Here is a 26,471-nt window from a genome sequence, read left to right as displayed (position 1 = left end):
ACGCTAGAATTGCGCGGTGGCTTGTACGCCAACCGTCACGCGTGCGGTTGGGAAGCCACTCGGTTTATAAATCGGCGTCCCAACAAACAGGTCATACGAGATGCCGAGAAAGCGCGCGGGAAGTCCGCCCCGAATGCCGACCACCGCACCCGCGAGTTGTGTTCCGGCAAGGAAAGCCGTGTTCGGTCCAAACACGCGCCCGTAGTCAATCCCCGCATACAGCGTTTGTCCGGTCTGCAAAATGGGCCACTGCATTTCGTTGCGCCAGTAGAAGCCGCGCTCCGCTGCCAGCATGGTTTCACCGTCGAAGCCCCGCACAGTGTAGCGACTACCGATGCTCAGATCGTCGAGATAGAAGAGCATGTCGTTGGTGAACTGCGCGTGTAGCGTCGTGACGTAGCGCAATGGGTGGTTGGCAATGGAAAATGGCATCGAAAGATTCGCATCGAGCACGGCCATGTGGAAGCGGTATGTCGGACCATCGGGTACAGGGTCATCTGTCGCGCCAAGCCCACCGATGCCCTGGCGGTACGCGAGCGTGCCGTCGAACTGCGATGCGCCGAAGTAGTGACGGTCGGTTAGCCCCGCTTCGATGAACGTATTGTTGCGCCGCTGCTGTGGAATATCGGTGTCATCGATGAAGCTTTCACCGAAGCGCTTCGATAACTGGAACTCCACGCCGAATACATCGCTCTGGCCGCGGCTCAGCACGCGCGCGAGCCTGAGCGTAGCGGTCTGCGAATTGCCGCTCGATACAAACGTCTGGTTCACGCCCGCGATCTGCTGGTAATAGGTGTTGGTGTCGCCGGAAAGCGTTGCCATCCAGTAACCCCATGGAACGGAGTACGAACCGTTGAAGCCGTGCGAACCAAGCGACTTGTTGCCGAACGACAAGTCCTGATTTGCGCCGACTGCGAACACGTCGTTCAGGCCGAGCGGGTTGTCGATGCCGAGGCTCACATTGCCTTGCCATTTGCCGGTCGCATCGGTCCCCGAGTTATCGATGGAGGCGACGAAGCTCCAGGGTTTTGCGCGCTTCACGGTCACGACGACATCGCTTTCGCCGGGGGTATCGGTGGGCTCGATTTTCATGTCCACGTCCTGCGATGCGACGCGCTTCATCTGCTCCAGCCCTTGTTCGAGGTCGCGCAAGTTCAGCAGGTCGCCGTCGCGGGTGGGGAACGCGGATTTCAACGCGCCGCGTGTGTCGGGGTCGGCGAAGCGCAGATGCCGCACAACGCCCGGTACAAGCGCCACGTTCAGCGTACCCGTTGACAGGTCCTGCTCGGGTAGCAGCACGCGCGTGGTCACATAGCCGCGCGAGAGGATGGCTTGCTGCAGTCCCTTTGTCAGGGCGTCGAGTCCCGCCTTGCCGATGCACTGGCCGGTGTAGTGATCGAGCCATTGGCGCGCGAAGGCGAACGGGTCCAGTGATAGGGCCGAGGCTCCCTTGCTGCGGGTGGCATCGGAGAGCGTTGCGGGCACATCGAGCTTGAATGTATCGATGCGAAAGCACGGTTCCTCCTTCGGCAAAACCGGGAAGGCCGGGGATGTTGGAAGGGTCGAGCGTACTGCTGGCGCTTGCACGGTTGCGTCGCGCTGCTGTGCGTCGCGTTGCTGCTGGATTTGCTGGTTCTGCTCGGCGTTGGCACGAGCGGCGGCGGCTTCATCGGCTGGCGTAGGCGCGTGCTGCGCGTTCGACGCGAGCGATACCAGGGCTGTGAGCGGCAGCGCCGCCAGCCTCTTGCGAATTTTCATGCGTAGATTGCTTCCTGAATCGGCGTGTCGCACAGCAACGGCTCATGACGCCGCCGCACTTAGTCACGCTGCACTTATTTAATGAGGCAATCCGATTTTTTGCTGTTCCTGTGCGAGGAAGTCGGCTGCGATCCGGTTGTAGCCAGAGGGTTTTGCATCGTTGACGTCGCCTGCGTCGTACTTTTGGCCGCCGTAAATTGTGCCGTTGTATTCAACCAATGCGCCGTGCTTGCTATAGGAAAGATAACGATAACCACCCAGCGTCTGGATTACTCCGCCGTTTCTCGCCTGAGCCTGTTCTAGCGAAGTGAAACCTTGATTGCTAATGAACGCGCTGAAGGCCACATGGGAAACCAGGGTCTTGGCAATTTGCCGATAAGTCTGCGCACCCGCGGGCATTGCTGTCGTGTCGTTCCCAAGCAGTAAAGTCAAGCCGTTGCCGCCGGCTTCGTCGCGTGCCACCACGGAATTAACCGCTTCTTCCGCGACATCGTTCACGGTTAGCGTGATTTCATAAAGCGGACCCGACATACCATTTACGCCTAACTGGTAGCCCTGTGGCAACCGCTGAAAAATACGCGAATTATCGCCAATATCACTCGGTCTGGCATTAATCGACATGAACGCACCCTCTGCCGTGAGGTAGCCATCTTCGCTATTCGCTGCATAAGGGCCAAAAATATCTGTGGAGGACAAACTGAAATTCGTGTCAGTGTCTCCTGTTACATACAATCGCGTCCGTCCAGTTGCGGTCGGATAAAACCCCTTCGCATAGTTCGCACCGAACTCATAGTAGCCCGCACCGCTGGCATCTAAAAAGATACTGTCAAAGAAGTTTGCATTTGCCGATGGTAAATCCGATGCGGGAGTGGTCGATGAGTCAGGCGGCGTGGCGGCAGCATTCGCGCTGCGCGACGCTTCATCATTGCCACTACCACCGCATGCAGTCAGCGCGGCGACGAGCATTAAAATCGCGGTCGATGCGCCTTTGCGTGCGACGCTCTTACGCAGGTTTTTTGAACTGGACATCCTTATTCCTCTTTATGTAAGGTCTCTTCCGCGCATGCGTGCAGAAGAGACCAGTGGTTGAATGCGTAGCCGGACGTGCCTATCGGCTGACTTGGATAGGCACGTCGATCAAATTTGTTAAGGCCTTCAGAGCGTTATATGGCGTCGATCTTGGAGGATGGACGCGGGTGATAACACAACTAAAGTGTGGAGACACTTGGATCTCGCCAAAAGCTTGATGGTCTAACTTGTCGTCACGCCAGCTTGAACCACCCACCACAAACAACGGACTTTGCGCAAGACTGGGTGTTTTGCTATGGGTTCTTTTTGATTTGGATATACCGCACCAAGCCAGTGAACGCAGCGTCTGCAATCTTGCCTACTCCATAAACTAATAACGACGCAGCACGCTCACCGCGTTTCCTGCAACGAGCGCGCCGCTGTGCGTCAGATAAATGGTGGTCATTAGGGCTTGCTTTGATCGCTATCCTTCGCTTCGTAGCTCCTACGAGCTTTCTCGTAGCTGTTGTCGAAAGGCTTAATGTGAAGCAAACTGGCGCGCTCTGCATACGTACCCGTTGCTAGGACAAGCATCCCAATCACGACACCGATGAACATGACTAAACCAGTAAAAAAGAAATAAGAGCTCGCTGCTATTACTATGCCAACGGCCCACAAGAGGATACGGAACCAAGCCGTGAAATTGCCATTGCTTATGATTTTCATTTTTTGTTTTTGGCCGCGTCGTTAAGTTTTTTACTGGCATCATTAAACGCTGTAGTGTTCTTGATCCAGTTTCCAGATTCAGTAAAGAAAGTTCCCGCCAACGGGTACTTATTCGCCATGCCACCGAGTGTAAGGTCCACGATACCCCCGGCCACATAAGCGCCAGGATTGGGCCGAGCCATTTGCGCCGCGAAATCCGCGGCCCATCCTGTAATAGTTGCTCCAAAGGCTAATCCCTCGAAGATTGGCGTATAAGGTGTTGGTAGCACTGCTGCCGTTGCAGCTGCTGAACCAATGCGTCCCGCATTCGTAGAAATCATTGAGGCCGCGCCCGCTGCCGTATCGCGCACATAATCCGCGTCCGACTGATCGAACTTCGTGAACGGCCCCCGTAAGTCCACGCTAAAGCCTTTTTTACCGATCTGGTCATACACAATATTCGGCACGTCACCGCCCGGCATCGATCCAGCGTTCGTCAGAATGTAGCTCTGCAATCCTTGATCGGGCTGCGCCGTAATCTGCGTCAGAATTGGTTTTCCGTCATCTGTTTTACCAGCGTACTGCCACTGCGCGCCTGAATCGCTTGGCGTTTGGCCAATCAATGTTGAAGGCGCGCCCGATTCACGCGAATCGCCGATCAACCCACCCATAATGCGCATCTGATCTTCGACCTGTGCTTGCGTGTATTTTCCACCGCTCTTGTCAGCAAGTTGCTTGGCGAGCGTCCTTTCCTGGGGATGCAACTGGCGATTAAATCTGTCAGTCAACCGGCAGTGACGCCGCATGGTCTTTGATCGCACCGCGTCCGTTCCATACCGAGGTCGCACCGGCGACAGAAAGACCGCATGTCAGCACTGGATAGAGATTAGGTTGGGCGGCGATCGCTAGTACGGCGATGCCGGTGTTGAGCAGGAATATGCCAAGTGCGATGCGCCAGACAAGCGTTGTGCAGTGAGTCAGGCATCGCGCTAAAAGCACGTATCCCACCGTAAAGCACAGAATGTTGACTACTGCGTTTGTGGTTATCGATATGCGCTGTATCGTCAAGGCCTGTGGAGCGATGCCAAGAGGAATTGATCCGGTGGCCGTCATCAGCGCCATCACTACTTGCAGGATCGCAAATAAATAAAGTGCTACCTGTGCGACGGCGAAGTTGTCTTTGATAGTGATCTCGTCAAATGTCGTTCGGTTCATTTAAATTCATCCTGTTTTATCGTTTTAAAGCACCTAGCGGTTCGAAGTCTTTTTCTCGTAGAACCAAGTGATCGTGCCGGCAAAGAAGCCCATAAAAATTATAAACAGAGCCATTCGACCAACCCGCTCACACGTTGGAAACTGATAGGGCATGTTATATAGCAACCATTGCAACGCGGGACCCACCGCGAATTCGCTCAGGACTACGATAGCGGTCGCTCCGACGAGCCAGAGCAATGCAAAATAAATCCAGCGGAACAAATCAGACCTAGTTTTGGGTTTCATTTTTTCCCCTCGAATTTGTTTTGCGTGGCTCCGCCAATTTTTTCTTGCACGACGCCGCCACCAAATCCTCCAAACCATGAAGGCACAGCGTTCTTAGGCACAGATGCGGAGATTCCCATGCCGACGTCCTTCCATTCTTGGCGATACCACGGATTCAATACGCTATTTAAACTGCCTTCTAGCTTCGCGCCAATTGGATAACCGATGGCCGTTCCAGCGGTAGCGCCAGCCATGGAGGCGTTCGGGTTTTGACCGGTGGCGGCAGAACCAGCTAATGCCCCACCCACGTTGACCAGCAACGCCGGACCAAAGCCCATCCCTGACGATACGGCACCGGTCACACCAGCGAAGGCGAAGCTCGTCCATTCGAAAGGTTGACCACCGGCCGCTTGTACTCCGCCGTTGGCCGCAAGACTAATGGTCGAGCCCGTTGCCATTGTCGCTGCGGTAGCTAACCCGCCTCCGGCGGCTACACCTAGGCCAATCATTCCTACTCCAGCTAGTGTCGCGCCGAAAGGGTCATTCTTCATGTTGGCCTTCACTAGATCGTTATATGTCTGGCCAATGCCAATCTGATTTTTCCCCTCGTTATACGCCGACTGATTGCTCGTGATGTACTGACTGTTGTAGTCGTGATTAGCGAAGTTCGGATCGGTTTTGTAGCCGTCGCAATTCAGATTCTGGCATCCAACAATACTGCGCACTTCGTAATCGTGCTTGCCGCCAGACGCAGCCGCTGTCTGTTGATCCGAATTTCTCAATATCTCCGCCACAATCCGGCCCTCGGCTTCTTGAACGCTGATCCCAAGTGCCTTGGCAACGATCGGCGCATTCTTCTTCGCCATCGCGTATTCGTCAGGGTGAAGTTGTCGATTGAACCGGTCCACATCATAGCTAGAGAACGCACCCGCGCCACCACCGACTGCGCCCGCACCGGTCGCCACCACGTTCGCTACGATGTTGCCCAAGGTCTTATCGATATCCGCATTCCCGGTTGGGCTCGACGCCGCAATCGAATCGCTCAGCGAGTTGAGCGCATCACCCATCTTCGAGCCGACGGCTGCACCTGCCGCACCGCCCGCAGCGCTTCCGACGCCACCGCCCAAGCCCGCCACGACTGCCGCACCCGCCGCTTGCATTGCAGCGCGCTTGTCGCCACCTTCGCGCCACTCAGGATCGCCCGTAGCCTTCGCCTGCGCGTCCGCATAGTCGCCGATGCGCTGCGCCACTGCCTGGCCTGCGGCCTGCGCCGCATTCATCATGTCGGCCTGCTTGTCGAGCAACGCATTCACGTCCGGCGTCTTCGATACCGCGCCGTTTGCATTCGTCGTATCGCGGCTCAGGCTCGCCACGTCCTGCGTCTGGTGCGCGCCGTCCGTGATCGTGATCGTGCCTGCGCTCACGGCACTGCGCGTCGTGGCGCTTTCATCGCCGTTCGCATCCTGTGGCAGCATCGGCGAGATACCGCCGCCATTGGTGCCCGAGGCAGGCCCCACCGTCTTGCCACTGAATCCCATTGCGATACCCGCGCTCACGCCGTTACTTGCCGCGCTGTAGTGCGACTCGTTCTGGATATCCGAGAAGGAGAGTGTGCCGGTCGTCAGGCTGTTCTTATCGGGCGTGGCATCGCTCGCGATCACCGCGCCCTTGAGGTCCGTATTGCCCTTCACATTGATGTCAAAGCCGCCTTCGCCCGCGTGGATACCGGCTTGTTCGTTCACACCCGCGTAGTTCGCATCGCCATGGCCGTTTTGCGCGCTGAAGCTGGCACCGCCGCCATGCTGATTGATCCCGATGCCGCCGCCAGCGCTGCTCTGATGCGCGGCGCTCGTGGTCGTGTCCTGAACCGACCTCATGTTCAGGTCACCCCCTACGTCGGCGGTGATCTGGCGTCCATTGACCTGCGAACCGGTGATGTTCGTATCGCCACCCGACACGATGGTGACGCTGTTTGCGCCCGTCACATGCGAGGCGTTTTGTATCGCCGCGTCGCTGTTCGCATCGCCGTGGGCGTTTTGCATTGAGGCCGAGATACCAGCGCCGCCACCGGTCGTCGCCGATAGCCCCACGCTCGCACTCCTGGAACTGTTCGAACTGCGCGTTGAATCGGTATCGGTTGTGTTGACGATGTTCACCTGGTTGTTTGCCGCCAGCACCACATCGTTTGCGCTCACGTTCGATCCGGCAATTGTCAGATTGCCCGATCCCGGCGCACTCCCGCCCGTTGCCACGAACGCCGCCGTGCCGCCCGCCTGCACCGTCGATCCGCTGTTGAGTGTCTGATCTTCGCTGTACGCGCTGCGGCTTTTACCCGAGCCGAACGACACCTGCACGCCAATGTCCGGCATGCCTTTGCCCTTGGCTGCACCCACCGCGGCGCTGCCAACCGTATACGCATCGCTCGCCGCTGCGATGCTGTGCAGCGCTGCTGCGCGACTATCGCCGCTCCCCGAATCGCGGCTCACGCCTTCCGATTGCGACACCGCATTGTTCAACGCATCGCCTACGCCGCCCGCCAAGCCCGCCGTGAAGCCGCTTTGTTTACGCTCGTGCGTCTCGTCGTGGTGCGTCGCGCCGGTCGCCGCATCGATGGTCACGTTCGCACCGCTCCCGGTGATGTCCTTCGCCGCGATCAGATCACTGCCCGTCACATGCAAATCGTTGCCGGCCGCAAGGCTCACGCTGCCGTTGGTGCTGCCCACCAGACTCGCGTTGTTAGTAACCGAACTATCGCGCGCCGCGTCCTTCTGTTCGCTGTTGCCGTAGCTCATGCCGCCGCCGCTTAACGCGCCCAAGCCCGACTTCTTCTCCTCGTGGAATGTGCTGCTCTCGCTCGTGTCCTGCGTGGTGTTGATCGTCAGGTTATTGCCCGCCGCGAGCGCCACATCATGCGTGGCCGCAACCGTCGAACCGCTGATCGTCATGTCGTGACCGGCTGCTGCCATGACCGTATCGCCCGATACCGTCGAACCAGCAGCTATAACCTGATGCGAATTCGCGGCATCGTTGACCGTCTCTTTAGAGAGGAACCCTGAATGCTGGTTATGCTCCCAGCTTTGCACATCGTGCGTTTCGCTGACGCTGCCAAGAGTCATATCGCCGGTCGAAACTAGCCTGACGCCGCCCGTGTCGGCTGCGACCGTCGAGCCAAGCACAGCAAGGTTGCCGCTGCCGTTCTGACCCGCTGCAAGCGCCACGTTGCCGCCTGCACTGACGCTCGAACCTTGCACCGCTTCGTCGTAACTTGAACTAATGTGCTGCGCCTGCTTGCCGCCCATCGACTGCTCGTTGTGGATACTCGTATCCTTCGCTGCGGTGACCAACAGATTGCCGCCCGCGATCAGCGTCGCGTCACCGTGCGCGCTGACCGTCGCACCTGTGAGTGTTGTATCGCGCCCGGAGATCGTTGCAAGACTACCGCCCGCGACAATCGCACTGCCGAGGTTGCGCGTCACCGCGTCATAACTGCCGTTCAGCGCGTCGGTCGTGTGCACGTCTCGCGTGGCGACGAGCGCTGCCGTGCCGAGATTCAGATCGCGTGTGGCGGCAATTGCCGCATCGCCTCCGGTCTGGATCAGCGCGCCATTCACATTCACGTCGCGCCCCGCGATGACAGCCGCATTTCCCGTTGCCGAGATCGTGCCGATGGCGTCGATCCCCGTGCCCGTCACGCGTCCGACAAGCGAATTCGCGCCAAAGTCCTTCGATACGCCATAGGTCTGCGTCTCGTTGATGACATCGCGTCCGACCTGCACGATGACATCGCCGCCACCGATGCGACCGCTCGTGTTGCGCACATCCTGCACCGCAACCACGGCCGTCATGCCGCCGCTGCCGATCACGCCGCTATTGACCACATTGTTGCCAATGATCGTCGTCGCAAGATTGCTGGTCACGTGGCCGCTGTTGTTCACATCGCCCGTGGCGTTCAGGTTCACCGCGTTGCCCGCAACGAGCGCGCCGCTGTGGGTCAGATCGACCGTGCTCGATTGCGCCAGATACACCTGCGGCACGAGCACCGTCTGATGTGTGCCGTCGGGCAGCGTCACGTCCTGCGAGACGAGCCACACCATGTCGGTGGTCAACTGCTGCATCTGCGCGGGCGTGAGCGCCAGACCCGGCTGCAGGCCGAATTCTTTTGCGTAGGTCACGCCGCTGTTCATGAGCGCCGTGTATTCATCGAGATTGCTCGCGTAGCCCGTGAGGAACGTGCGCCCGGTGAGTTGCGTGACCTGGTTGCGGATCAGGGTTTGTTCGTACATGCCGTCGCCCAGGCGCTTCTCGGTCTTCGACGGATCGAGGCCCAACTGACCCAGCATGTAGTCGCTGCTGATGAAGCTTGAATACTGCGTAAAACGTGGATCGGTGACGATCAGATAGGTTGCATCGGGCGCGGTGTTGTAGGTGTACAGGCCGCTGACCGGCAGCTTCAGATTCGGGATGCCGCCACTTGCGCCACCCACTGTCTGCGGGTTGCTGCTCTGGCCAGTTGCGCTAGTCGCCTGCGCGCCGCTGACAGTGGCGCTCTGAGCGCCTTGGCCACTGACGCTGTCTGTCTGCTTACCGCTCACACCCGTGCTCGCGCTTTGGCTGCTGACACTGTCCGTTGCCGTGCCGCTTACGCCCGTACTGGCGCTTTGCCCGGTGATGCCGCCAAGCTGCGTGCCGTCCGCGCTGCCACCGGTCACGCCCGAGCCGTTCACGGTCTGGCCCTGGCGATTCACCGAATTGATGCTGATGCTCTGCGCATCGGTCTGCACGGTCTGGTTCGACGTGGCAATCGCGGGCAGGGCATTGACCGTGGTCGTGCTCTGCGAGATCGCGTCGGGCACATCGATCTTGTAATCGCTGTCGCCGCCCGTCTTCTGGTGCCAGTACCAATCGGACATCGCAGTGTCGATGGTCGTTTGCTGCAGCACCGTACCCGTATCGTTCACGCTGCCGCCCGCGGCACGGCGCACGAGATCGCCGCCCGCGGCCATCGTGGACGAGTCGTTGTTGATGCTGCCGGTGTCGGCGTTGATGCGGATCGCGCCCTGTGCCTGGATCGTTGCTGCATTGCCCGCGCTTAACAGTTGATCGGTCGTGGTGCTGCTCTGCGTGGTGTGCTTCATTTCCACGTAGTCGTGGTTGTCTTCGCCCAGAGCCTCATTTATCCTGAGCTGATCGGGCCGGATGTTCTTGTTCGGGTCGAAGTCCGGCCAGAAGGTGATCGAATACGTGCCGTTGCCATTGTCCGTGAGGCTCTGGTAATACTGCACAGGGTTGTTCGTGATGGTGCGCGTCTCTACGTCTCCCGTGAGGGCGATGAGTTGGTACGTGTCGGTAAGCGGCGTCGCGAGCGAGAACGTCTGTGCGTTCGAATCGAGGTTCGTGACCTGGTCTTTCTGGACCTTGACCGTGATCGGGTGCATCAGGTGGCCGATCACACCTGTGCCGATTGCACCATCGCCCCAGCGCCATTCGGGATACAGCAGACTGTAGTAGTGGCCCATGTTGCCCGCTGGCAGCCCTGCGGTCCAGATGGTCAGCGTGGTCGTGCCCGCGTCCTGTGGCGTGCCCGCTTCGGTCACGACACCGGTGCGCACGTTGTTGACGGTGCGCGCGGCAATATCGATGTCGCCTTCCGCTTCGATTGTCGCCGCGCTGTTGGTGAGCGTGCCCGTCTGGTTCGCGAGTATGCCGGAGGCGTCGCGCGTGCCGTCCCGTGCGATCTCCAGATTGCCGAGGCTATAGATCAGTGCGTTGTCGGCGTTGGTGACGGAGTCCGACGCGTAGAGGTGCACGCTGTTCGCGCCTGCGATCACGGCTGCAGCGCCCGTGTTGGTGATATCGGTGGTGTTGACCGTCACGTCGTTGCCGATGATCGCGCCGGTGTTGGCGAGCGTAGCGCTCTTCGTGGTGACGGTATCGCCTTCGATGCGGCCCGCGTTGGTCATCGCATTCGCGGCGATCACGGTCGTTGACGAGGAATTGATATCGCCATCGGCCGTGTTGACGACGTTCGCGCCCGTTGCAGTCAACGCGCCGTTGGCTGCCAGCGTGCCCGAGTTCGTCAGTGTGCCCGTGGCGCTCACGGCCATGTCGCCGTCTGCGTGCAGGTTGTTGCCCGCGTCATTGGTGTAATCGCCCACGACTGCGAGCGCGAGATTGCGGCCCGCGATCATGTCGCCGTTGCCGCTGACCGAACCTGCCGCCGACACATCCCGGTTCGCACGGATCGCGCCGCCCGCGTTCGACAGTGACGCCACGTTCAATGCGATATCCATGCCACCGAGGATCGCACCGCCATCGTTCATCACGGCAGCGCTCATCTGATTCAGATTCAGCGCCGTGCCGCCAAAGAGCGTGCCGCCCACGTTGTTCACGCGCTGCGCGATGTTCAGGTCCGCCGCGCCCCCCGCAACGAGATTTGCGCCCGCGTCGTTCTCGAGCGTCTCGGCATTTACGGTCACGTCGCCATTGCCGCCGAGCGTGCCGCCTGTGTTCGTTATACCGGAGGCGGTGATTGTGGTTGCGCCTTCGCCCGCGTTGGTGAGCTTGCCGCCTGCGTTATCGATGTGCGCCGCCGTGACGGTTGTCATGCCGTGCGTACCATTGGCGCTGATCGTGCCCTGCGTGTTGGTGATAGCGCCCCCGGCATCGACGCTCAAATCGCCCGAGGTCTGCACCGAGCCACGCGTGTTGTCGATGTCGCCTTGCGTCGATATGGCAAGAGCCTTGCCGCCGTAGAGCGAACCGTCGCGGTTGACGATGCCCGAGGCCGCGTTGATTTGTGCGGCCTGCATGGCAAGGAGCGTGCCGGACGTGTTGTCGAGACTTGCGCTGGTGAGCGCGAGCGCGCCGTTGGTCTGTGCGCTGCCGCCGATGTTCGATAGTGCGCCAGTCGAGCTGACGGATAGCGTACCTGCACCCGCGTGCTGGATGGTGCCGTGATCGTTGGTGATCGATTGCGCCGAGACGTTAAGGGCGTTCGCGTTGGTCGCAATTAACCCATTCGTGTTGTCGAACGTGCCGCCCGCCTGAATCGATTGATCGGCGGTGCCGTACTGTGTGAGCGCGCCGTCATCGTTGACGAGGTCGCCAGAAGTCGTGACGTTCAGGGCGTCGCCGTTGATATCGCCATGGGAGTTATCAATCGATGTGGCCGAGACGGTGGTCGCGGCACCCGAGAGCATGCCGCCCTGATTGTTTAACGCACCGTCCGACATGACATCAAGCGCGCCGCCTGCCGTGATCGCACCGGTATGATTGTCGATGCTCTGCGCGCTGACCCAGGCATCGTCTGCTGCGGTTAGCGTTCCCTGATTTGACAGCGCGGCGGCAGTGACATTGAGCGCGCCATTGGTGCCAATGGTCCCACTTTCACCGTTCAAAAGCGCGCCTGTAGCGGTGATGTTCAATCCATCGCCGTTGAGTGAGACGATGCGCCCGCCGGCGTTACCGAGCGATGTGCTGCTGACAGTCGCGCGATGTGCGGCCTGCATCGCGCCCCGCTGATTGTCCACCGCGCCGCCAGACTGGATCGCCAGTGCGCCGTTGCTCAGGACGCTGCCCGATGCGTTCGACACAGCGCCCGGCGTGGTCACGGCAAGTGTGCCCGTGCCTGCATGCTGGACGGTGCCGTGATCGTTGCTGATCGACTGCGCCGAAATGCCGAGGTTTGACGCGTTGGTGGCAATCGTGCCGCTCGTATTATCGAGCGCGCCGCCGACGCTGATCTGCTGATCGGTGCTGCCGTATTGCGTGAGCGTGCCGCCAAGATTGACCAGATCGCCCGAGGCGGAAACCGAAAGCGCATCGCCGTCGATGTCGCCGTGGGTGTTGTCAATCGAGGCCGCTGAAACGGTTGTGGTGGAACCCGACAGCGTGCCGTTCCGATTGTTCAGCGTGCCGGTCGATAGAACATCGAGCGCGCCGCCGGTCGTGATCGAGCCTGCGTGATTGTCGAGGCTTTGGGCGTGCACGGAGGCGTCGCCCGCTGCGGTGAGCGTCCCCTGATTCGATAACGTGCCTGCACTGATGTCCAGCGCGCCGTTCGTGCCAATCGTGCCGCCCGCACCGTTGTTCAGCGCACCGGTCGTGGCGATGTTGAGTCCGTCGCTATTGAGCGAGACGATGCGCCCACCCGTGTTATCAAGCGATGCAGCATTGATATCCGCGCGTCGCGATGCCTGGATCGCGCCTTGCGCATTGTTCAGCCCGCCAGCGGCGTGTGCCACAAGCGCGCCATTCGTCACGACACTGCCCGCGACGTTCGATACCGCACCCGTCGAGTTCAGCGAAAGCGTGCCCGTGCCGGCATGCTGAATATTGCCTTTGTCGTTCGTGACAGTTTGCCCGCTAACGCTTAGATTATTGGCGTTCGAAGCAAGCGTGCCGCCCGTATTATCCAGCGTGCCACCGGCCTGTATCGTCTGATCGGTGGTGCCATATTGAGTCAGCTTGCCACCGCGATTGATAATGTTGCCAGCCGCAGCGACGGAGAGCACATCGCCTTCGATGTGGCCGCTGGTGTTATCAATCGAACTTGCTGAGATGGATGTGGCAGAGCCTGACAGCGTGCCGTTCTGATTGTTCAGCGCGCCCGCGCTTACTGCCGTCAGCGCGCCGCCCGCAGTGATAGTGCCCGCATGATTGTCGATGCTTTGCGAGCGCACCCATGCATCGCCTGCAGCGGTGAACTGGCCCTGGTTCGCGAGTGTGCTGGCAGTCACACTCAACGCGCCGTTCGTGCCAATCGTGCCGCCCGTGCCATTATTCAACGCACCGGTCGTGGTGACGGTGAGTCCGTCGTTATTCAGCGAGACGATGCGGCCTGCTGTGTTACCGAGTGATGCAGCACTAATATCCGCGCGTCGCGACGCTTGTATCGTGCCTTGCGCATTGTTCAGCCCGCCAGCGGCGTGTGCCGCAAGCGCGCCATTCGTCACCACATTGCCTGCGACGTTTGATATTGAGCCAGCCGAGTTCAGGGCGAGCGTGCCTGTGCCCGCGTGCTGAATGTTGCCTTTGTCGTTGGTGACGGCTTGACCGTCGATGCGTAGATTGGCGGCATTCGACGCAATCGTGCCGCCCGTGTTATCCAGCGTACCGCCTGCTTGTATCGTCTGGTCCGCTGCACCGAACTGCGTGAGCGTGCCGCCGCGATTCACTAGATCACCGGAGGCCGAAACCGCGAGCGCATCGCCTTCGATATCGCCGTTGGTATTGTCAATCGATGCAGCGGACACCGTTGTCGCCGCACTTGAGAACGTGCCGCCCTGGTTGTTCAGTGCGCCGCCTGATGCAACATCGAGGACGCCGCCCGCGATGATAGTGCCCCCATGATTATCGATAGTCTGTGCACGCACCCATGCATCACCTGCGGCGGTGAGTTTGCCCTGGTTTGCCAGTGTGCTTGCACTTACACTCAACGCCCCGTTCGCGCCAATCTCACCACCCGCGCCATTGTTCAGCACGCCGGTCGCGGTGATATCCAGTCCGTCGTTATTCAGCGAGACGATGCGCCCAGCCGTGTTATCGAGCGATGCGGCATTGAGCGCCAGCGCGCCTGCAGACTGCAGCGTGCCGCCTTGATTCGACAAGTCACTTGCAGCCGTGGCGTCAAGCGTGCTGCCCGACACAAGCTGGCCGCTGCGGTTCGATACATTCGCCGCCGCCACCTGAACCGACGCACCCGACATCCTGCCGCTGTCGTTGACGAGCGTGCCGGCGGCGTTTGCAACCAGCGCACCGCCCGCAGTCGTGGTCGCACCCGACGCATTCAGATCGCCGCCGCTCGCGGCAAGCGCCAGCGTACCGTTGGCTGACGTGTTGCTGCCCGCAAGGTTGATCGACGCGCCGCTAATGCTCGTGTTGCCGCCGCCTTCGGTTTGCCCGGTCGCGGTGAGTGCACCCGCAGCGGAAACCACGAGGTCACCCGCATTGGCAATCGTGCCGTCGTTGTTCACACCCGCGCCGAGCGTGCCGGTCGAGGCGATGCTGCCCGCGTTGAGCGTCGTGTTCTGCTGCGCGGCCACCACGCCGCTATTGGCAAGCGTGCCCAGCGTGCTTGCCGTAACGTTCTGCTGCGCGTAGGTCGTGCCGCTGTTGTCGATGCCATCACGCGCCGACAGCGCGAGATTGCCGCTCGCGTTGGTCTGCCCGGTGAGCACCAGCTTGCCCTGCGTGGTGAGCGTCAGGTCGCCCGCCTGCGTGGCCAGCACGCCCTTGTTCGATACTCCAACGCCATTCTCGGTCCCCACCAGAACGATGCGGTTTGCGTACATGCCGCCGAGATTGCTCACATCGATCGACACACCCGGTGCAGGACCATCGCCCGCAATCGGCGTGGCATTGAGCGTGTCATGGCTGACGCTGTTCGCGCCCGTCACCACATTGAGGTTCTTTGCATAGACCGCAGCGTTCGCCTGCACCGCCCGCGCGATCAGGTCCACCTGATCGATATCCGCCGCGTTCAGTCCCGCGCCCTGGACGCTGATGGTGCCGCGCGACACGTTAAAGCCCGAGAGCGCGCCATCGGCTGCAAAGTTCGGCGTGCCGGTCGTGAGGATGGCCCTTGACGTGTTGATGAAACCGCCGCCGTTCACGGAGATGCCGCTGCCGTTGGCAATGACAACTTCGGCGCGTTGCCCGGCCACTTCAACCCGCCCATTGATCTGGCTCGCGGCGTTGCTGTTCACCTGATTGACGATGACGCGCGCGGACTGACCGGGGCCGAAGTTTGGATTGCCGTTGATCATGCCGGCTTGCTGCGTCTGCACGATGGTGGGCGAGTTGTTCAGGATCGCGCCATTCTTCTGGACGTCGAACTGGCCATAGGTGTTCATCGACACACCCGCGCCCGAAGGCCGGTTGATGTTCACCTGCGGCAAACCGTTTTGTGTATTGATGACGCCCGGCGCGTTTGCGCCACCCGAAACGATCTGCGCGTTCGACCATGAAGGCAGCGCGCCAAGCAATGCAAGCGCCGCGAATGCGATCTGCCGCAGTGTGAAAATCATCCCCTGTGATTTTTTGCTGCGTGGGGACGTTTGCCCGGAAGTCTGGCCCGCTTCCTTACCCGTTGCCGTGGCGGTTTCCTCGACCGCGACCAGCATGTTTCTCAGTCGGCTGAAGACCAGCCGGTAATTATTCTTGTTCATCTATTCTTATTCTGCAGCGATTTTTTAACGATCGACAAAATAGCCGCAGATGAACCAAACGGGTTAAAACCGACCCTCGCCCTGAGCCAAAAACAACGCATTCGGGTAAATCGGATTTGTCCTATGGTCTGTTATTGCATGATGTGAATGGTGCTTGGTCAATATAAAGGTTATCCACAGCTTCTGGGGAGAAGGTTGTGGAGAGATGCTGGAAATGTGCGGTAACGCTTTGATTTATATGTAATCTATTTCCGTGCTTCGTGCTGGCTATAATCGCACCCCTGCTTATCAAACCTGCGACGATCAAAGCCATCGTGATCGACTCGCAAACAAATGGATTATCGCGATGAACATCTCTTCGAACACTTTAATCAACGGTATGGCCTTGATGGTATTAACTACTGCCATAAGCGCGTGCGCGTCTCAACAAACAGATGACAGTCCCAAGCCTGTCGGTCTGGCAAACCCCGCGTCAAAATACTGCATCAGCCTCGGCGGAAAACGCGAGACGCGCAAGGACGCCGCGGGCAACGAATCCAGCGTTTGCCACTTGCCGGATGGCACCGCGATCGACGAATGGACGCTCTTTCGCCGCGACCATCGCGAGCCATGAGCCTATCTCCCCACAACTTGAAGCTATGACCGTTTGCCACATGTCATAATCCGCGCAGTCCTCTCCGCGGATAACCGGGCGCAGCATGTTGAGCCGTTTCTATCGAAAGATTGGCAGCCTGCTGGGATTGCTTGCGATCCTCATGGCAACGCTCGCGCCGACGGTCTCTCATACGCTCGCGGCAAACCGCACACATGACAGCATGCAGGACGAGCATTGTTCAATGCCGTCCATGCAGGACTCATCGTCTGGGAACAACCCGGACACCGACAAGCACACCCAGCACACCCAGATGTCAGATGGCCAGGACTGCGCGTATTGCAGCCTGCTTGTCCACATGCCGGCAGTGCCGACCATCCAGGCGCTATTCGCAATTACGGTCCGGCTCACGCAACATACAGTCGCCACGCGCTTTGAAAGCGTCGTGCGCGCCGAGCCCTATACGTTCGTCCAGCCTCGCGCGCCTCCCGTTTTGTCCTGACCCGAGTCGATAGTTTTATCGCCCGTCGCGCGCCTGAAAAAGCGTCGCGCGACGGCGCGACCACGACCTGTCACCAAACTAAACGGACCATCATGCGAACCCTTTCAACGCGTCGCGCAGCGCCGCTGCTCGCGTCTTCAATCCTTTCGTCTTTAACCGCCGCTTGCTTCATGATTCCTTCGCTGGCCCGCGCACACGCGGTAGCGGGCGATCGCGTCTTTCCATCGACGATGTCGGTAGACGACCCCGGCGTCGGCGATGAAGCCAACGTCCAGTACGGTCATCAACGCGTGCCCGGCGATAACGGCGACCAAAGCATCAATACCTTCGATGTCGAATACGACAAGCTCATCACGCCGAGGCTGGCAGTATCCGTCGGCGAAACATACGTGATGCAGAACAATCCGAAGGCGCGTGGTTTCGACAACCTCGATATCGGCATGAAGTACCTGCTTTACGTCAACGAGGCGCACGAGTTCATGACATCGGTTGGATTGGATGCGGAGATTGGCGGTACAGGAAGCCGCGCCATCGCGGATAACTTCTCGACGCTTTCGCCAACACTATTCGCGGGCAAGGGCATGGGCGATCTTCCCGATTCGCTCGCGTATTTGCGCCCGATCGCCATTACCGGTGAAGCCGGGCCCGCGCTTACCACCGGTGCCGGTCAGCCGAATGCGTTCAACTACGGTTTCACCGTTCAGTACAGCCTGCCGTATCTTCAGCAACACGTGCACGACCTTGGATTGCCGCAACCTTTGTCGAATATCGTGCCGCTGGTCGAAGTGCCATTGTCGCGCAGCCAGGGGCAGACCACGGGTACGGTGAACCCGGGCTTCATCTGGATCAACCGCTACGGGCAGTTCGGCATAGAGGCGCAGATCCCGATCAATCGAGCGAGCGGATCGCACGTGGGCATTCTGGTCCAGGCCCATATCTTCTTCGATGACGTTGCGCCGAACACCATCGGCAAGCCGTTGTTCCAATGACACGGAGACCAAAAATGAAAATCCAGTATTTGACCGCGCTAGTCGTCGGACTCGCCTTTGCTGTAACGGCTTTCGCGCATGTGTTCCCGCAGAAACAGGAGCCGGGAGCAGGCGCTTCGGTCGCGTCGCCCACGCAGGTGAAGATTACGTTTGACGGGCCGCTGGAACCTGCATTCACCACGCTCACCGTCACCGATGCCGCCGGCAAGCAGGTCAACACAGCGAAGTCTTCTGTTGATGTACAACAGCCGACAGTTGCCTCCGTGGCGCTGCCGGTTCTGCCAGCGGGGCACTACATGGTGCACTGGGCGGCGGTGGCGGAGGACGGACATCGGACGCACGGCGATTATCCATTCGATGTGAAATAAGCCGCCTCGCCAGCGTTATCTCCAGCCTTGTATGAATCTAGGGCTCAAGGGACGCACGTTCTATTGCGGAGCGTGCGCCCTTGTTCAACTGCGCCACAGCTTCTATCAACGCACGCCGCAAGGTCTCGTTCGATGCCAACTCGACGCTGAATACTTCCCGACAGCCGAGCATTGCATCGACAAGGCTCGCCGGTGAGTTTCCAGCGCCTTGCACGAGCGATGTGAGTCTTTCAGCCATCGGATCATTGATTGTGTAGGCGGAACCATCGTCAGCCACGCCGCGTAAGAAAACGAACCACGCGCCCACACCAAGCGCCAGGCGCGCAATCGACTCACCGCGCGCCAAACGTGTTGAGATCGTCCCCAGCAGACGCGGGGGGATTTTCTGGCTGCCGTCCATCGCAATCTGTGCACAGCGATGCTTGAGCGCCGGATTTGCATATCGATCGAGCAACGCATCGCGGTACGCCAGCACATTGAATGTGGGCGGCACAGTCAGCGTTGGTGCAATCTCATGCGTCATCATCGAGTGGATCAGGGACCGCATGGGCGCGAAGGAAATCGCCTCATCGATAGTCGCAAAACCGCCGAGCATGGAAAGATAAGCGAGGGTGGAATGCGTGGCGTTCAGCATGCGCAGCTTGGCAAGCTCGAACGGCGTGACGTCGTCTACCAACTGTGCGCCGACGCGATCCCAAGCCGGTCGTCCGGCCGGAAAGTGATCTTCGATCACCCACTGCCGGAAGGGTTCGCACGGAACCGGGACCTCGTCGCGCAAGCCGAGCGCGCTCCATGCCGCGTCGCGATCCGCGTCCGTTGTGGACGGGACAATGCGATCCACCATGGTGGATGGAAATGCCACCTCGCGTTCTATCCACGCGGCAAGATCGGTATCGAGCGCGCGTGCGTAGCTGCAAACGACTTGCCGCAACGACGCGCCGTTATGCGAAAGGTTGTCGCACGAAAGCACGGTGAACGGCGCTACGTTTGCGTCACGCCGCGCGCCTAGCGCAGCGACGAGAATGCCCGGCACGGTGCCAGGCTCGCCGGGATTTTTCAGGTCAAACGCAACGCCGGCGTGTGCAAGGTCCACGTCGCCGGATGCCGGATCGCGGCAATAACCTTTCTCGGTGACGGTCAGCGAGACGATGCGAACGTTGGCATTGGCCAGCAGTTCGAACAGGCGCACGCGATCGTGCGGCATGGCGAGCACTTCTCTTAGCGTGCGCACAACGGTTGTCTTCACGCCCGTTGGTCCGCGTTCCACCACGCTGTAAAGACCGTCTTGCGACATCAACGTGTCACGCTTCGTGACATCGCCCTGCAAGGTCACGCCGCATATTGCCCAGTCGCCGCCTGCGGCAAGCATGGCTTCTTCGGTGTAGACAGCCTCATGCGCCCGATGAAAATTGCCAATGCCCAGATGCACGATACCGATCGCCGGCTCCGGCCAATCGCGTCCAAGCACACGGCCTTCTTCAAGCGATGCAAGCGCATCGCGGCAAAGCCTTGATTCGTTGTTCATTCGATAACCCCAAGCCGGGAAAACCCTCGATTGACGTTCACGTCTACTTGTATGGTAGCATCAAATCATCGAGGAAATCTCAAGGAAAGCTCCATGAAAATCGTTCGCGCCGATGTTATCGTCACCTGTCCGGGGCGTAACTTCGTCACGCTGAAGGTCGTGACGGACGAAGGGGTCTACGGCATTGGCGACGCAACACTGAATGGCCGCGAGCTGGCCGTGGCGTCCTATCTCAAGGAGCATGTTTGCCCAATGTTGATCGGGCGCGACCCGGGCCGCATAGAAGATATCTGGCAGCTTTTGTACAAAGGCGCGTACTGGCGACGCGGACCGGTGACCATGACAGCCATCGCGGCGGTGGACGTGGCGCTCTGGGACATCCTTGGCAAGGTTGCGAACCTGCCGCTCTACAAGCTGCTCGGCGGCGCCTCGCGCGAAAGCGTGATGGTCTACGGACATGCAACAGGGCGCGATATTCCCGAAGCGCTCGACCGTTATGCCGATCACATAGAGCAGGGCTATCAGGCAATCCGCATTCAATGCGGCGTGCCGAACATGCGGTCGGTGTATGGTGTATCGAAAGGCTCGGGCATGTACGAGCCCGCAACCAAGGGCGTAGTGGAAGAGCAGACGTGGTCGTCGGAAAAGTACCTGGACTTCGTGCCGAAACTCTTCGAAGCAGTACGTAATAAATTCGGTTTCGATACCCATCTCCTACACGACGTGCATCACCGCCTCACCCCCATCGAAGCGGCGCGTCTGGGTAAATCGGTCGAACCGTACCGGCTTTTCTGGATGGAAGATCCCACGCCCGCGGAGAATCAGGCGGGCTTCCGGCTGATCCGCGAGCATACCGTGACGCCTGTTGCGGTGGGCGAAGTGTTCAACAGCATCTGGGACTGCAAGCAGCTCATTGAAGAGCAGCTCATCGACTATATCCGCGCGACGCTCACGCATGCCGGCGGCATCACGCACCTGAAGCGCATCGCGGATTTCGCTTCGCTTTACCAGGTGCGCACGGGTTGTCACGGGCCGTCGGACCTGTCGCCGGTGTGCATGGGCGCCGCGTTGCATTTTGACTTGTGGGTGCCGAACTTCGGCGTGCAGGAATACATGGGGTTCCCGCCGGAAGCGCTCGATGTTTTCCCGCACGCATGGACGTTCGATCGCGGCACCATGCATCCCGGCGATGCACCCGGTCACGGCGTGGACATAGACGAAGCACTCGCCGCCCAATATCCGTACGACCCGGCGTATCTGCCCGTTGCGCGGCTCGAAGATGGCACGCTCTGGAACTGGTAAACGGCATCGCCGAACAGAACAACAAGGAGACAGGCAATGACGGACCAGACCAGTAATGCAATGCTCAGGCGCGTCGCGTTTGCATCGACAATAGGCACGGCCGCCGAATACTACGATTTCTTCGTGTACGGCACGGCGGCGGTGCTCGTGTTCGGCACGAAGTTTTTCCCGAGCAGCGATCCGTTGATCGGCACGCTCGCTGCATTCGCAACCTATGCGGTGGGTTTTATCGCGCGGCCGCTGGGGGGCATCGTGTTCGGACATTTCGGCGATCGTATCGGGCGCAAGAAGGCGTTGATCGTGACCATCCTGATCGTGGGTCTGGGTACGTTCGCCATCGGCTTGCTGCCGGACTATTCGCAGATCGGAATCTGGGCGCCCGCTGCATTGATCTTCATTCGCGTGCTGCAAGGGTTTGGTGTCGGCGGGGAGCAGGCAGGCGCGGTCTTGTTGACCGCCGAGTATGCGCCGCCACGAACGCGCGGCTTCTTCGCGAGTCTCGTTCAGCTCGGCGCTCCCGCAGGCTTTCTGATCCCGGCGGGAATCTTTGCCATTCTCACCGCAACGCTCACACACGAGCAACTGCTCGACTGGGGCTGGAGGCTGCCGTTTCTTGGCAGCATCGTATTGGTGGCCGTCGGGCTTTATATCCGCTTGCGGACCGAGGAGTCTCCCGTGTTCGCCGAGATCCGCAAGACGCAGGCCGTTGAATCGCGGCCGGTGGTGGAAGTCGTCAGGCAGTTCGGGCCGACCATCCTGAAGGGCGTGGGCGCGAAGCTGATCGAAGCCTGCACGTTCGCGATGTACACCATGATCGTGCTCGCCTATGGCCGCGCACATGGCATCAGCGAGAGCTTGTTGCTGCAGACGATCATTGTCGCCGTCATGTTCGAACTGATTGCGATTCCTCTCGCCGGCGCGTTGTCGGATCGTATTGGACGGCGTGCAACGTTCATTGCGGGAAGCGTGTTGCAGGTCCTGCTTGTGGTGCCGCTCTTTCATGCCATCGATAGCGGCAGCCGCCTCGCAATCCAGACGGTGATGATCCTCGGCATTACGGTTGGCCACAGTCTTTGTTATGCGCCGCAAGCATCGATGTTTCCCGAGTTGTTCCCGGCGCGCGTTCGATGCAGCGGCATTGCGCTGATCTGGCAGATTGGCTCGCTCGTGGGCAGCGGCATTCTGGGGCTCGTGGCAGTGAAGATGCTGCAGATGACCGGCGGCAGTTCCGTTGGACTGATTGCTTATGTTGCCGTGTTGGGCATTGTCTCGACTTTCTGTCTTTGTCTCCTGCCGGAAACGGCGCCTTCGCGCCGCGGAGGCGATCTCCACGACTGGGGGGCGCCGCAAGCCGAATCGGAGGTAGTCCGCGAATCACATTCTTCCCCTGTTTTTGCGGCGCGCCGCTAGACGGGCGCCGCTTGATACACGTCGCAAATCAATATCAACGGAGTTTCCCGATGCTTGCAGCCGTCCTTCACGAACCCAAACGCTTGCGTATCGATGAAGTCGATGCCCCTCAACCCCAGCCGGGCCAGGTGCAGATCCGCGTGCGCGCGGGCGGTATCTGCGGGTCGGATCTGTCGTATTACTTCAAGGGCAAGAGCGGCGACTTCGCGGTGCGCGAGCCCTTTGTGCTGGGTCATGAAGTAGCAGGCGAGATCGCGGCCCTTGGCGATGGCGTCACGGGCTTGCGCATCGGCCAGCGCGTTGCGGTGAACCCGGGACTCAACTGCGGCGAGTGCCGTTTTTGCGTGAAGGGCATGACCAATCATTGCCTGAACATGCGCTTCATGGGCAGCGCTTCGACGTTCCCGCATATGCAAGGCATGTTCCGCCAGTACATTGCGGTCGCCGCGCGGCAATGCGTGCCTGTGCCGGACACATTAGGCTTCGCGCAGGCATCGATGGCCGAACCTCTCGCAGTTGCATTACATGCGTTGAGGCATGGGGGATCGCTCGTCGGTGCAAACGTGCTCGTGGTCGGGTGCGGGCCGATCGGCTGCATCTTGTTGTCAGTGGCGCGGCGCGCGGGTGCGCATCGCCTGGTCGCGCTCGACCTTGCGCAGAAGGCATTGCAGATGGCCTCGACGCTCGGTGCGGACCAGACCGTGCTCGCGACGGATCAGGCACAGGTCGACGCATGGTCGCAGTCGCGCGGCACATTCGATGTCGTTATCGAAGCGTCGGGCAGTCCTGCCGGACTCGATACCGCGTTGCGCGCGGCGCGCGCGGGCGGCACGGTGATTCAGGTGGGAAATCTGCCCGCGGGGCAATCGCCTGTGGCCGCCAATCTCGTGATGGCGAAGGAATTGCGTTATCAGGGATCGTTCCGTTTCACCGACGAATACGCTATCGCCGCCCAGGAGATCGCCACGGGCAAGATCGACTTGAGCCCGTTGATGACACACGTCTTTCCACTCGCAGACGCGAACCACGCGTTCGAAGTCGCGCAAGACCGCAACCAGTCGATGAAAGTCCATCTGCAGTTCGACTGAAATTTATCCAGGCATTGCCAAAACGCCCAATCAAGAAGAGGCGTAGATAAGGAGACGTCCATGTTTAAAAGTCAGCGCTGGTTCGTAGTCGGCTTGCTGTTTCTCGCGGGGGTGATCAACTACCTCGATCGCGCCGCGCTTTCCATTGCCGCGCCGCTGATTCAAAAGGATCTGAACTTTTCGCATGCGCAGATGGGCATCGTGTTCAGCAGTTTTTTCATTGGCTACGCGTTGTTCAACTTCATTGGCGGCGTGGCCTCCGACAAGATCGGTGCGAAGAAAGTGTTCGGTGCTTCCATGGGCATCTGGTCGGTGTTTTGTGGCGCGACGGCGTTGGCAAGCAGCCTTGCGTCGCTCATCGTGCTGCGTGTGTTGTTCGGCATGGGCGAGGGACCGTTCAGTTCGTCCAACAGCAAGATGGTCAACAACTGGTTTCCGCGCCGCGAAGTGGCGAGCGCGATTGGCGTCGTCAGTTCCGGTACGCCGCTTGGCGGCGCGCTCGCGGGACCCGTGGTGGGGTATCTCGCCATCCGGTTTGGCTGGCGCTGGGCGTTTGTCGCAATCATGCTGCTGGGACTTTCCTGGCTCGTGTTGTGGTCGCTCACTACCACTGAAAGGCCGCAACAGAACAAGCGTGTCTCGCCCGATGAACTCGCGCTGATTATCGAGGGACAGCAGCAAGCTTCATCCATGGAGAATGCGCCCGCTGGAGAACAACCCGGCCTGCGTTTCTATCTCAGGCAGCCGATCATTCTTGCAACCGCGTTCGCGTTTTTCTCCTACAACTACGTGCTGTTCTTTTTCCTGTCGTGGTTTCCGACCTACCTCATGGAAGCGCACCACTTGTCGCTGCATGACATGAGTATCGCGACCGTGATTCCGTGGGTGCTCGGGAGCATTGGTCTTGCCGCCGGAGGCTTCATCACCGACATGATCTTGCGGATCACCGGAAAGGCGCTGCTCGCGCGGCGGATCGTTCTGTCGGTATGTCTTGGTGCAGCAGCCGTATGCGTGGGTTTCGCCGGGCGCGTTGAAAGCATGCAGGGCGCTGTTGCACTGATGTCCGTGTCCATCTTCTTTCTTTACGTCACCGGCGCGGTGTATTGGGCCGTGATTCAGGACACTGTGCGACGTGAGAATGTGGGCGGCGTGGGCGGCTTCGTGCATCTGCTCGCGAATCTGGCTGGCGTGATCGGACCCGCGGTGACGGGGTTTATCGTGCAGGCGACACACGGTGCCTACGGCAGTGCGTTCGTGCTCGCGGGCGCCGTTGCAGTGCTCGGTGCGTTGTGCTCGCTCATATGGATTCGCGAGCCGCGCGGGAGGGGCGTTGGCGCGCGGCGAGTGGTTGTATCGTAGGCTTGCGAAGGGTCGGCCGGAACTGATTGGCAAACGCCGCGTGGTAGTATGGTAGATGACAAGCCGTGCTTTTATGCACCGCTTGCCGCCTATTTACTTCTTCGTTCAGATACCGGTATGGTGATAAAAAAGGTTCTGTCGGCTTCGTTGCGGCAAGCCGCTTCCCCGGCACATGGCACGAACGAAAGCGCGAGCGCTGCATCTACGCTGATCGCGCCAGTCGCTTCCGGCCGTGGCCGCGGGCGTGTATCGGAATCACGAATCGCGTTACCCAATTTGCGCGGCCAGCTTCAGATCGATTCCCACGAACCCATCGGCAAGCAGATCTTTCGCGCGTTGCGCGAAGCGATTTTTTCCGGCTTGCTCGTGCCTGGTACGCCGCTGTCCGAAACGGAAGTATCGGAGATGTTCGATGTATCGCGGCAACCGGTGCGCGAGGCGTTCATCAAACTCGTCGAGTCTGGCGTGCTGCAGGTCTTGCCTCAACGCGGAACCTTCGTCAAGAAGATATCGCCAAGACGCGTGCGCGAAGGCCGATTCATTCGCGAAGCCATTGAAGCAGCGGTCGCACGCAAGGCGGCCACGGAAATCACGGCGGCGCAACTCGCGGATCTCGCCGATAATTTGCGCGAGCAGAAAGTCGCGGCAAAGATCAACGACACCTCCGCCTTTCTCGCGCTCGACGAACGATTTCATTTTTTGATCGCGCAATCCATCGATTGCGTGGCCGCGTGGGACACGATCCAGGACATCAAGGCTCAAATGGACCGCGTGCGTTACCTGAGCTTGCCGGACGTGTCGCCGCTGGAGTTGCTCATCAAGCAGCACGCGCGGATTGTGAGCGCGCTGAAGGCGCATGACGCCGACGGCGCCGAGGAAGCCATGCGTGCCCACCTGCGCGAGATCCTCACGTCGCTCAAGCCGGTTGCCGAGCGCAATCCCGACTGGTTCGAGCCGGACGAGCCCGAGCGGGTTCAATTGACCACATAGCAGCGTGTTCAAGAAAGCCGTCCGCCGACATTCCACATCCCGAAACAACACGGACTCAGCGCCGCTCGACGGGCCGCGAAGCCTGCTCGCCGGCTGCAAAACCAGACCCAAAACCGGTGGTTAAATCCCTTCGAAAGAAAAATGAGGCAAAATTCAACAGTTAACTGCAATCGAGCATAGCAATCAAGCCGGTTTGTGACGTGACAAGACCGGCGGCGTTTCAACCTC

Annotated in this window: 15 protein-coding genes; 9 read left to right on the top strand and 6 right to left on the bottom strand. The window is 59.9% G+C overall.

Annotated elements, in window-relative coordinates; genetic code table 11:
- Nucleotides 1–3: 3 nt before the first annotated feature.
- The 5 genes from AWB64_RS21545 to AWB64_RS21515 all read right to left on the bottom strand — a co-directional run bounded on the left by AWB64_RS21545 (nucleotide 4) and on the right by AWB64_RS21515 (nucleotide 16,118).
- A complete protein-coding gene (locus AWB64_RS21545; RefSeq protein WP_060857469.1) occupies nucleotides 4–1,758 on the bottom strand; it encodes a ShlB/FhaC/HecB family hemolysin secretion/activation protein in 1,755 nt (584 codons plus the stop codon).
- A 78-nt stretch (nucleotides 1,759–1,836) separates the two neighbouring features.
- Nucleotides 1,837–2,787 (bottom strand): hypothetical protein, encoded by a 951-nt coding sequence (locus tag AWB64_RS21540; RefSeq protein ID WP_060857468.1) that lies wholly within the window; start codon nucleotides 2,785–2,787, stop codon nucleotides 1,837–1,839.
- Nucleotides 2,788–3,488: 701 nt separating this feature from the next.
- On the bottom strand, nucleotides 3,489–4,292 hold the full coding sequence (locus AWB64_RS21530; RefSeq protein WP_157766670.1) for a hypothetical protein: 804 nt from the start codon (nucleotides 4,290–4,292) through the stop codon (nucleotides 3,489–3,491).
- The gene (locus AWB64_RS21525; RefSeq protein WP_060857465.1) at nucleotides 4,252–4,686 is read right to left on the bottom strand and encodes a hypothetical protein; all 435 of its coding nucleotides are present in this window, start codon (nucleotides 4,684–4,686) and stop codon (nucleotides 4,252–4,254) included. The genes AWB64_RS21530 and AWB64_RS21525 overlap by 41 nt, the downstream gene beginning before the upstream one ends.
- Nucleotides 4,687–4,967: 281 nt before the next feature.
- Nucleotides 4,968–16,118: a two-partner secretion domain-containing protein gene (locus AWB64_RS21515; protein WP_075643319.1), complete on the bottom strand. Its 11,151-nt coding sequence runs from the start codon at nucleotides 16,116–16,118 to the stop codon at nucleotides 4,968–4,970.
- Nucleotides 16,119–16,464: 346 nt separating this feature from the next.
- On the opposite strand from AWB64_RS21515, the gene AWB64_RS31000 reads away from it, so the two are divergent.
- From AWB64_RS31000 to AWB64_RS21500, 4 genes are all read left to right on the top strand, one after another.
- On the top strand, nucleotides 16,465–16,731 hold the full coding sequence (locus AWB64_RS31000; protein ID WP_075643318.1) for a putative hemolysin: 267 nt from the start codon (nucleotides 16,465–16,467) through the stop codon (nucleotides 16,729–16,731).
- A gap of 85 nt (nucleotides 16,732–16,816) precedes the next feature.
- Nucleotides 16,817–17,212 (top strand): DUF2946 domain-containing protein, encoded by a 396-nt coding sequence (locus tag AWB64_RS21510; RefSeq protein ID WP_063493256.1) that lies wholly within the window; start codon nucleotides 16,817–16,819, stop codon nucleotides 17,210–17,212.
- Between the two features lie 92 nt (nucleotides 17,213–17,304).
- Nucleotides 17,305–18,201, top strand: a complete 897-nt coding sequence (locus tag AWB64_RS21505; protein ID WP_060857462.1) for a hypothetical protein — start codon at nucleotides 17,305–17,307, stop codon at nucleotides 18,199–18,201.
- 14 nt (nucleotides 18,202–18,215) lie between these two features.
- Nucleotides 18,216–18,569: a copper resistance CopC family protein gene (locus AWB64_RS21500; protein WP_208603296.1), complete on the top strand. Its 354-nt coding sequence runs from the start codon at nucleotides 18,216–18,218 to the stop codon at nucleotides 18,567–18,569.
- A gap of 37 nt (nucleotides 18,570–18,606) precedes the next feature.
- On the opposite strand, the gene AWB64_RS21495 is transcribed toward AWB64_RS21500, so the two are convergent.
- Nucleotides 18,607–20,094: a mannitol dehydrogenase family protein gene (locus tag AWB64_RS21495; RefSeq protein ID WP_060857460.1), complete on the bottom strand. Its 1,488-nt coding sequence runs from the start codon at nucleotides 20,092–20,094 to the stop codon at nucleotides 18,607–18,609.
- A 93-nt stretch (nucleotides 20,095–20,187) separates the two neighbouring features.
- On the opposite strand from AWB64_RS21495, the gene manD reads away from it, so the two are divergent.
- From manD to AWB64_RS21470, 5 genes are all read left to right on the top strand, one after another.
- On the top strand, nucleotides 20,188–21,396 hold the full coding sequence (manD, locus tag AWB64_RS21490; RefSeq protein WP_060857459.1) for a D-mannonate dehydratase ManD: 1,209 nt from the start codon (nucleotides 20,188–20,190) through the stop codon (nucleotides 21,394–21,396).
- Between the two features lie 36 nt (nucleotides 21,397–21,432).
- Entirely contained in the window at nucleotides 21,433–22,806 is a 1,374-nt protein-coding gene (locus AWB64_RS21485) for an MFS transporter (protein ID WP_060857458.1), read from the top strand.
- Nucleotides 22,807–22,856: 50 nt separating this feature from the next.
- Nucleotides 22,857–23,894 (top strand): L-idonate 5-dehydrogenase, encoded by a 1,038-nt coding sequence (locus tag AWB64_RS21480; protein ID WP_060857457.1) that lies wholly within the window; start codon nucleotides 22,857–22,859, stop codon nucleotides 23,892–23,894.
- A 60-nt stretch (nucleotides 23,895–23,954) separates the two neighbouring features.
- Nucleotides 23,955–25,253: an MFS transporter gene (locus AWB64_RS21475; protein WP_060857456.1), complete on the top strand. Its 1,299-nt coding sequence runs from the start codon at nucleotides 23,955–23,957 to the stop codon at nucleotides 25,251–25,253.
- Between the two features lie 117 nt (nucleotides 25,254–25,370).
- Nucleotides 25,371–26,243, top strand: coding sequence for a GntR family transcriptional regulator (locus tag AWB64_RS21470; protein ID WP_082850582.1), 873 nt, complete (start codon nucleotides 25,371–25,373; stop codon nucleotides 26,241–26,243).
- Nucleotides 26,244–26,471: the final 228 nt, after the last annotated feature.

The organism is Caballeronia sordidicola (assembly GCF_001544455.2).
GTDB lineage: Bacteria > Pseudomonadota > Gammaproteobacteria > Burkholderiales > Burkholderiaceae > Caballeronia > Caballeronia sordidicola.
This window is presented reverse-complemented; position numbering and strand designations above follow the sequence as displayed.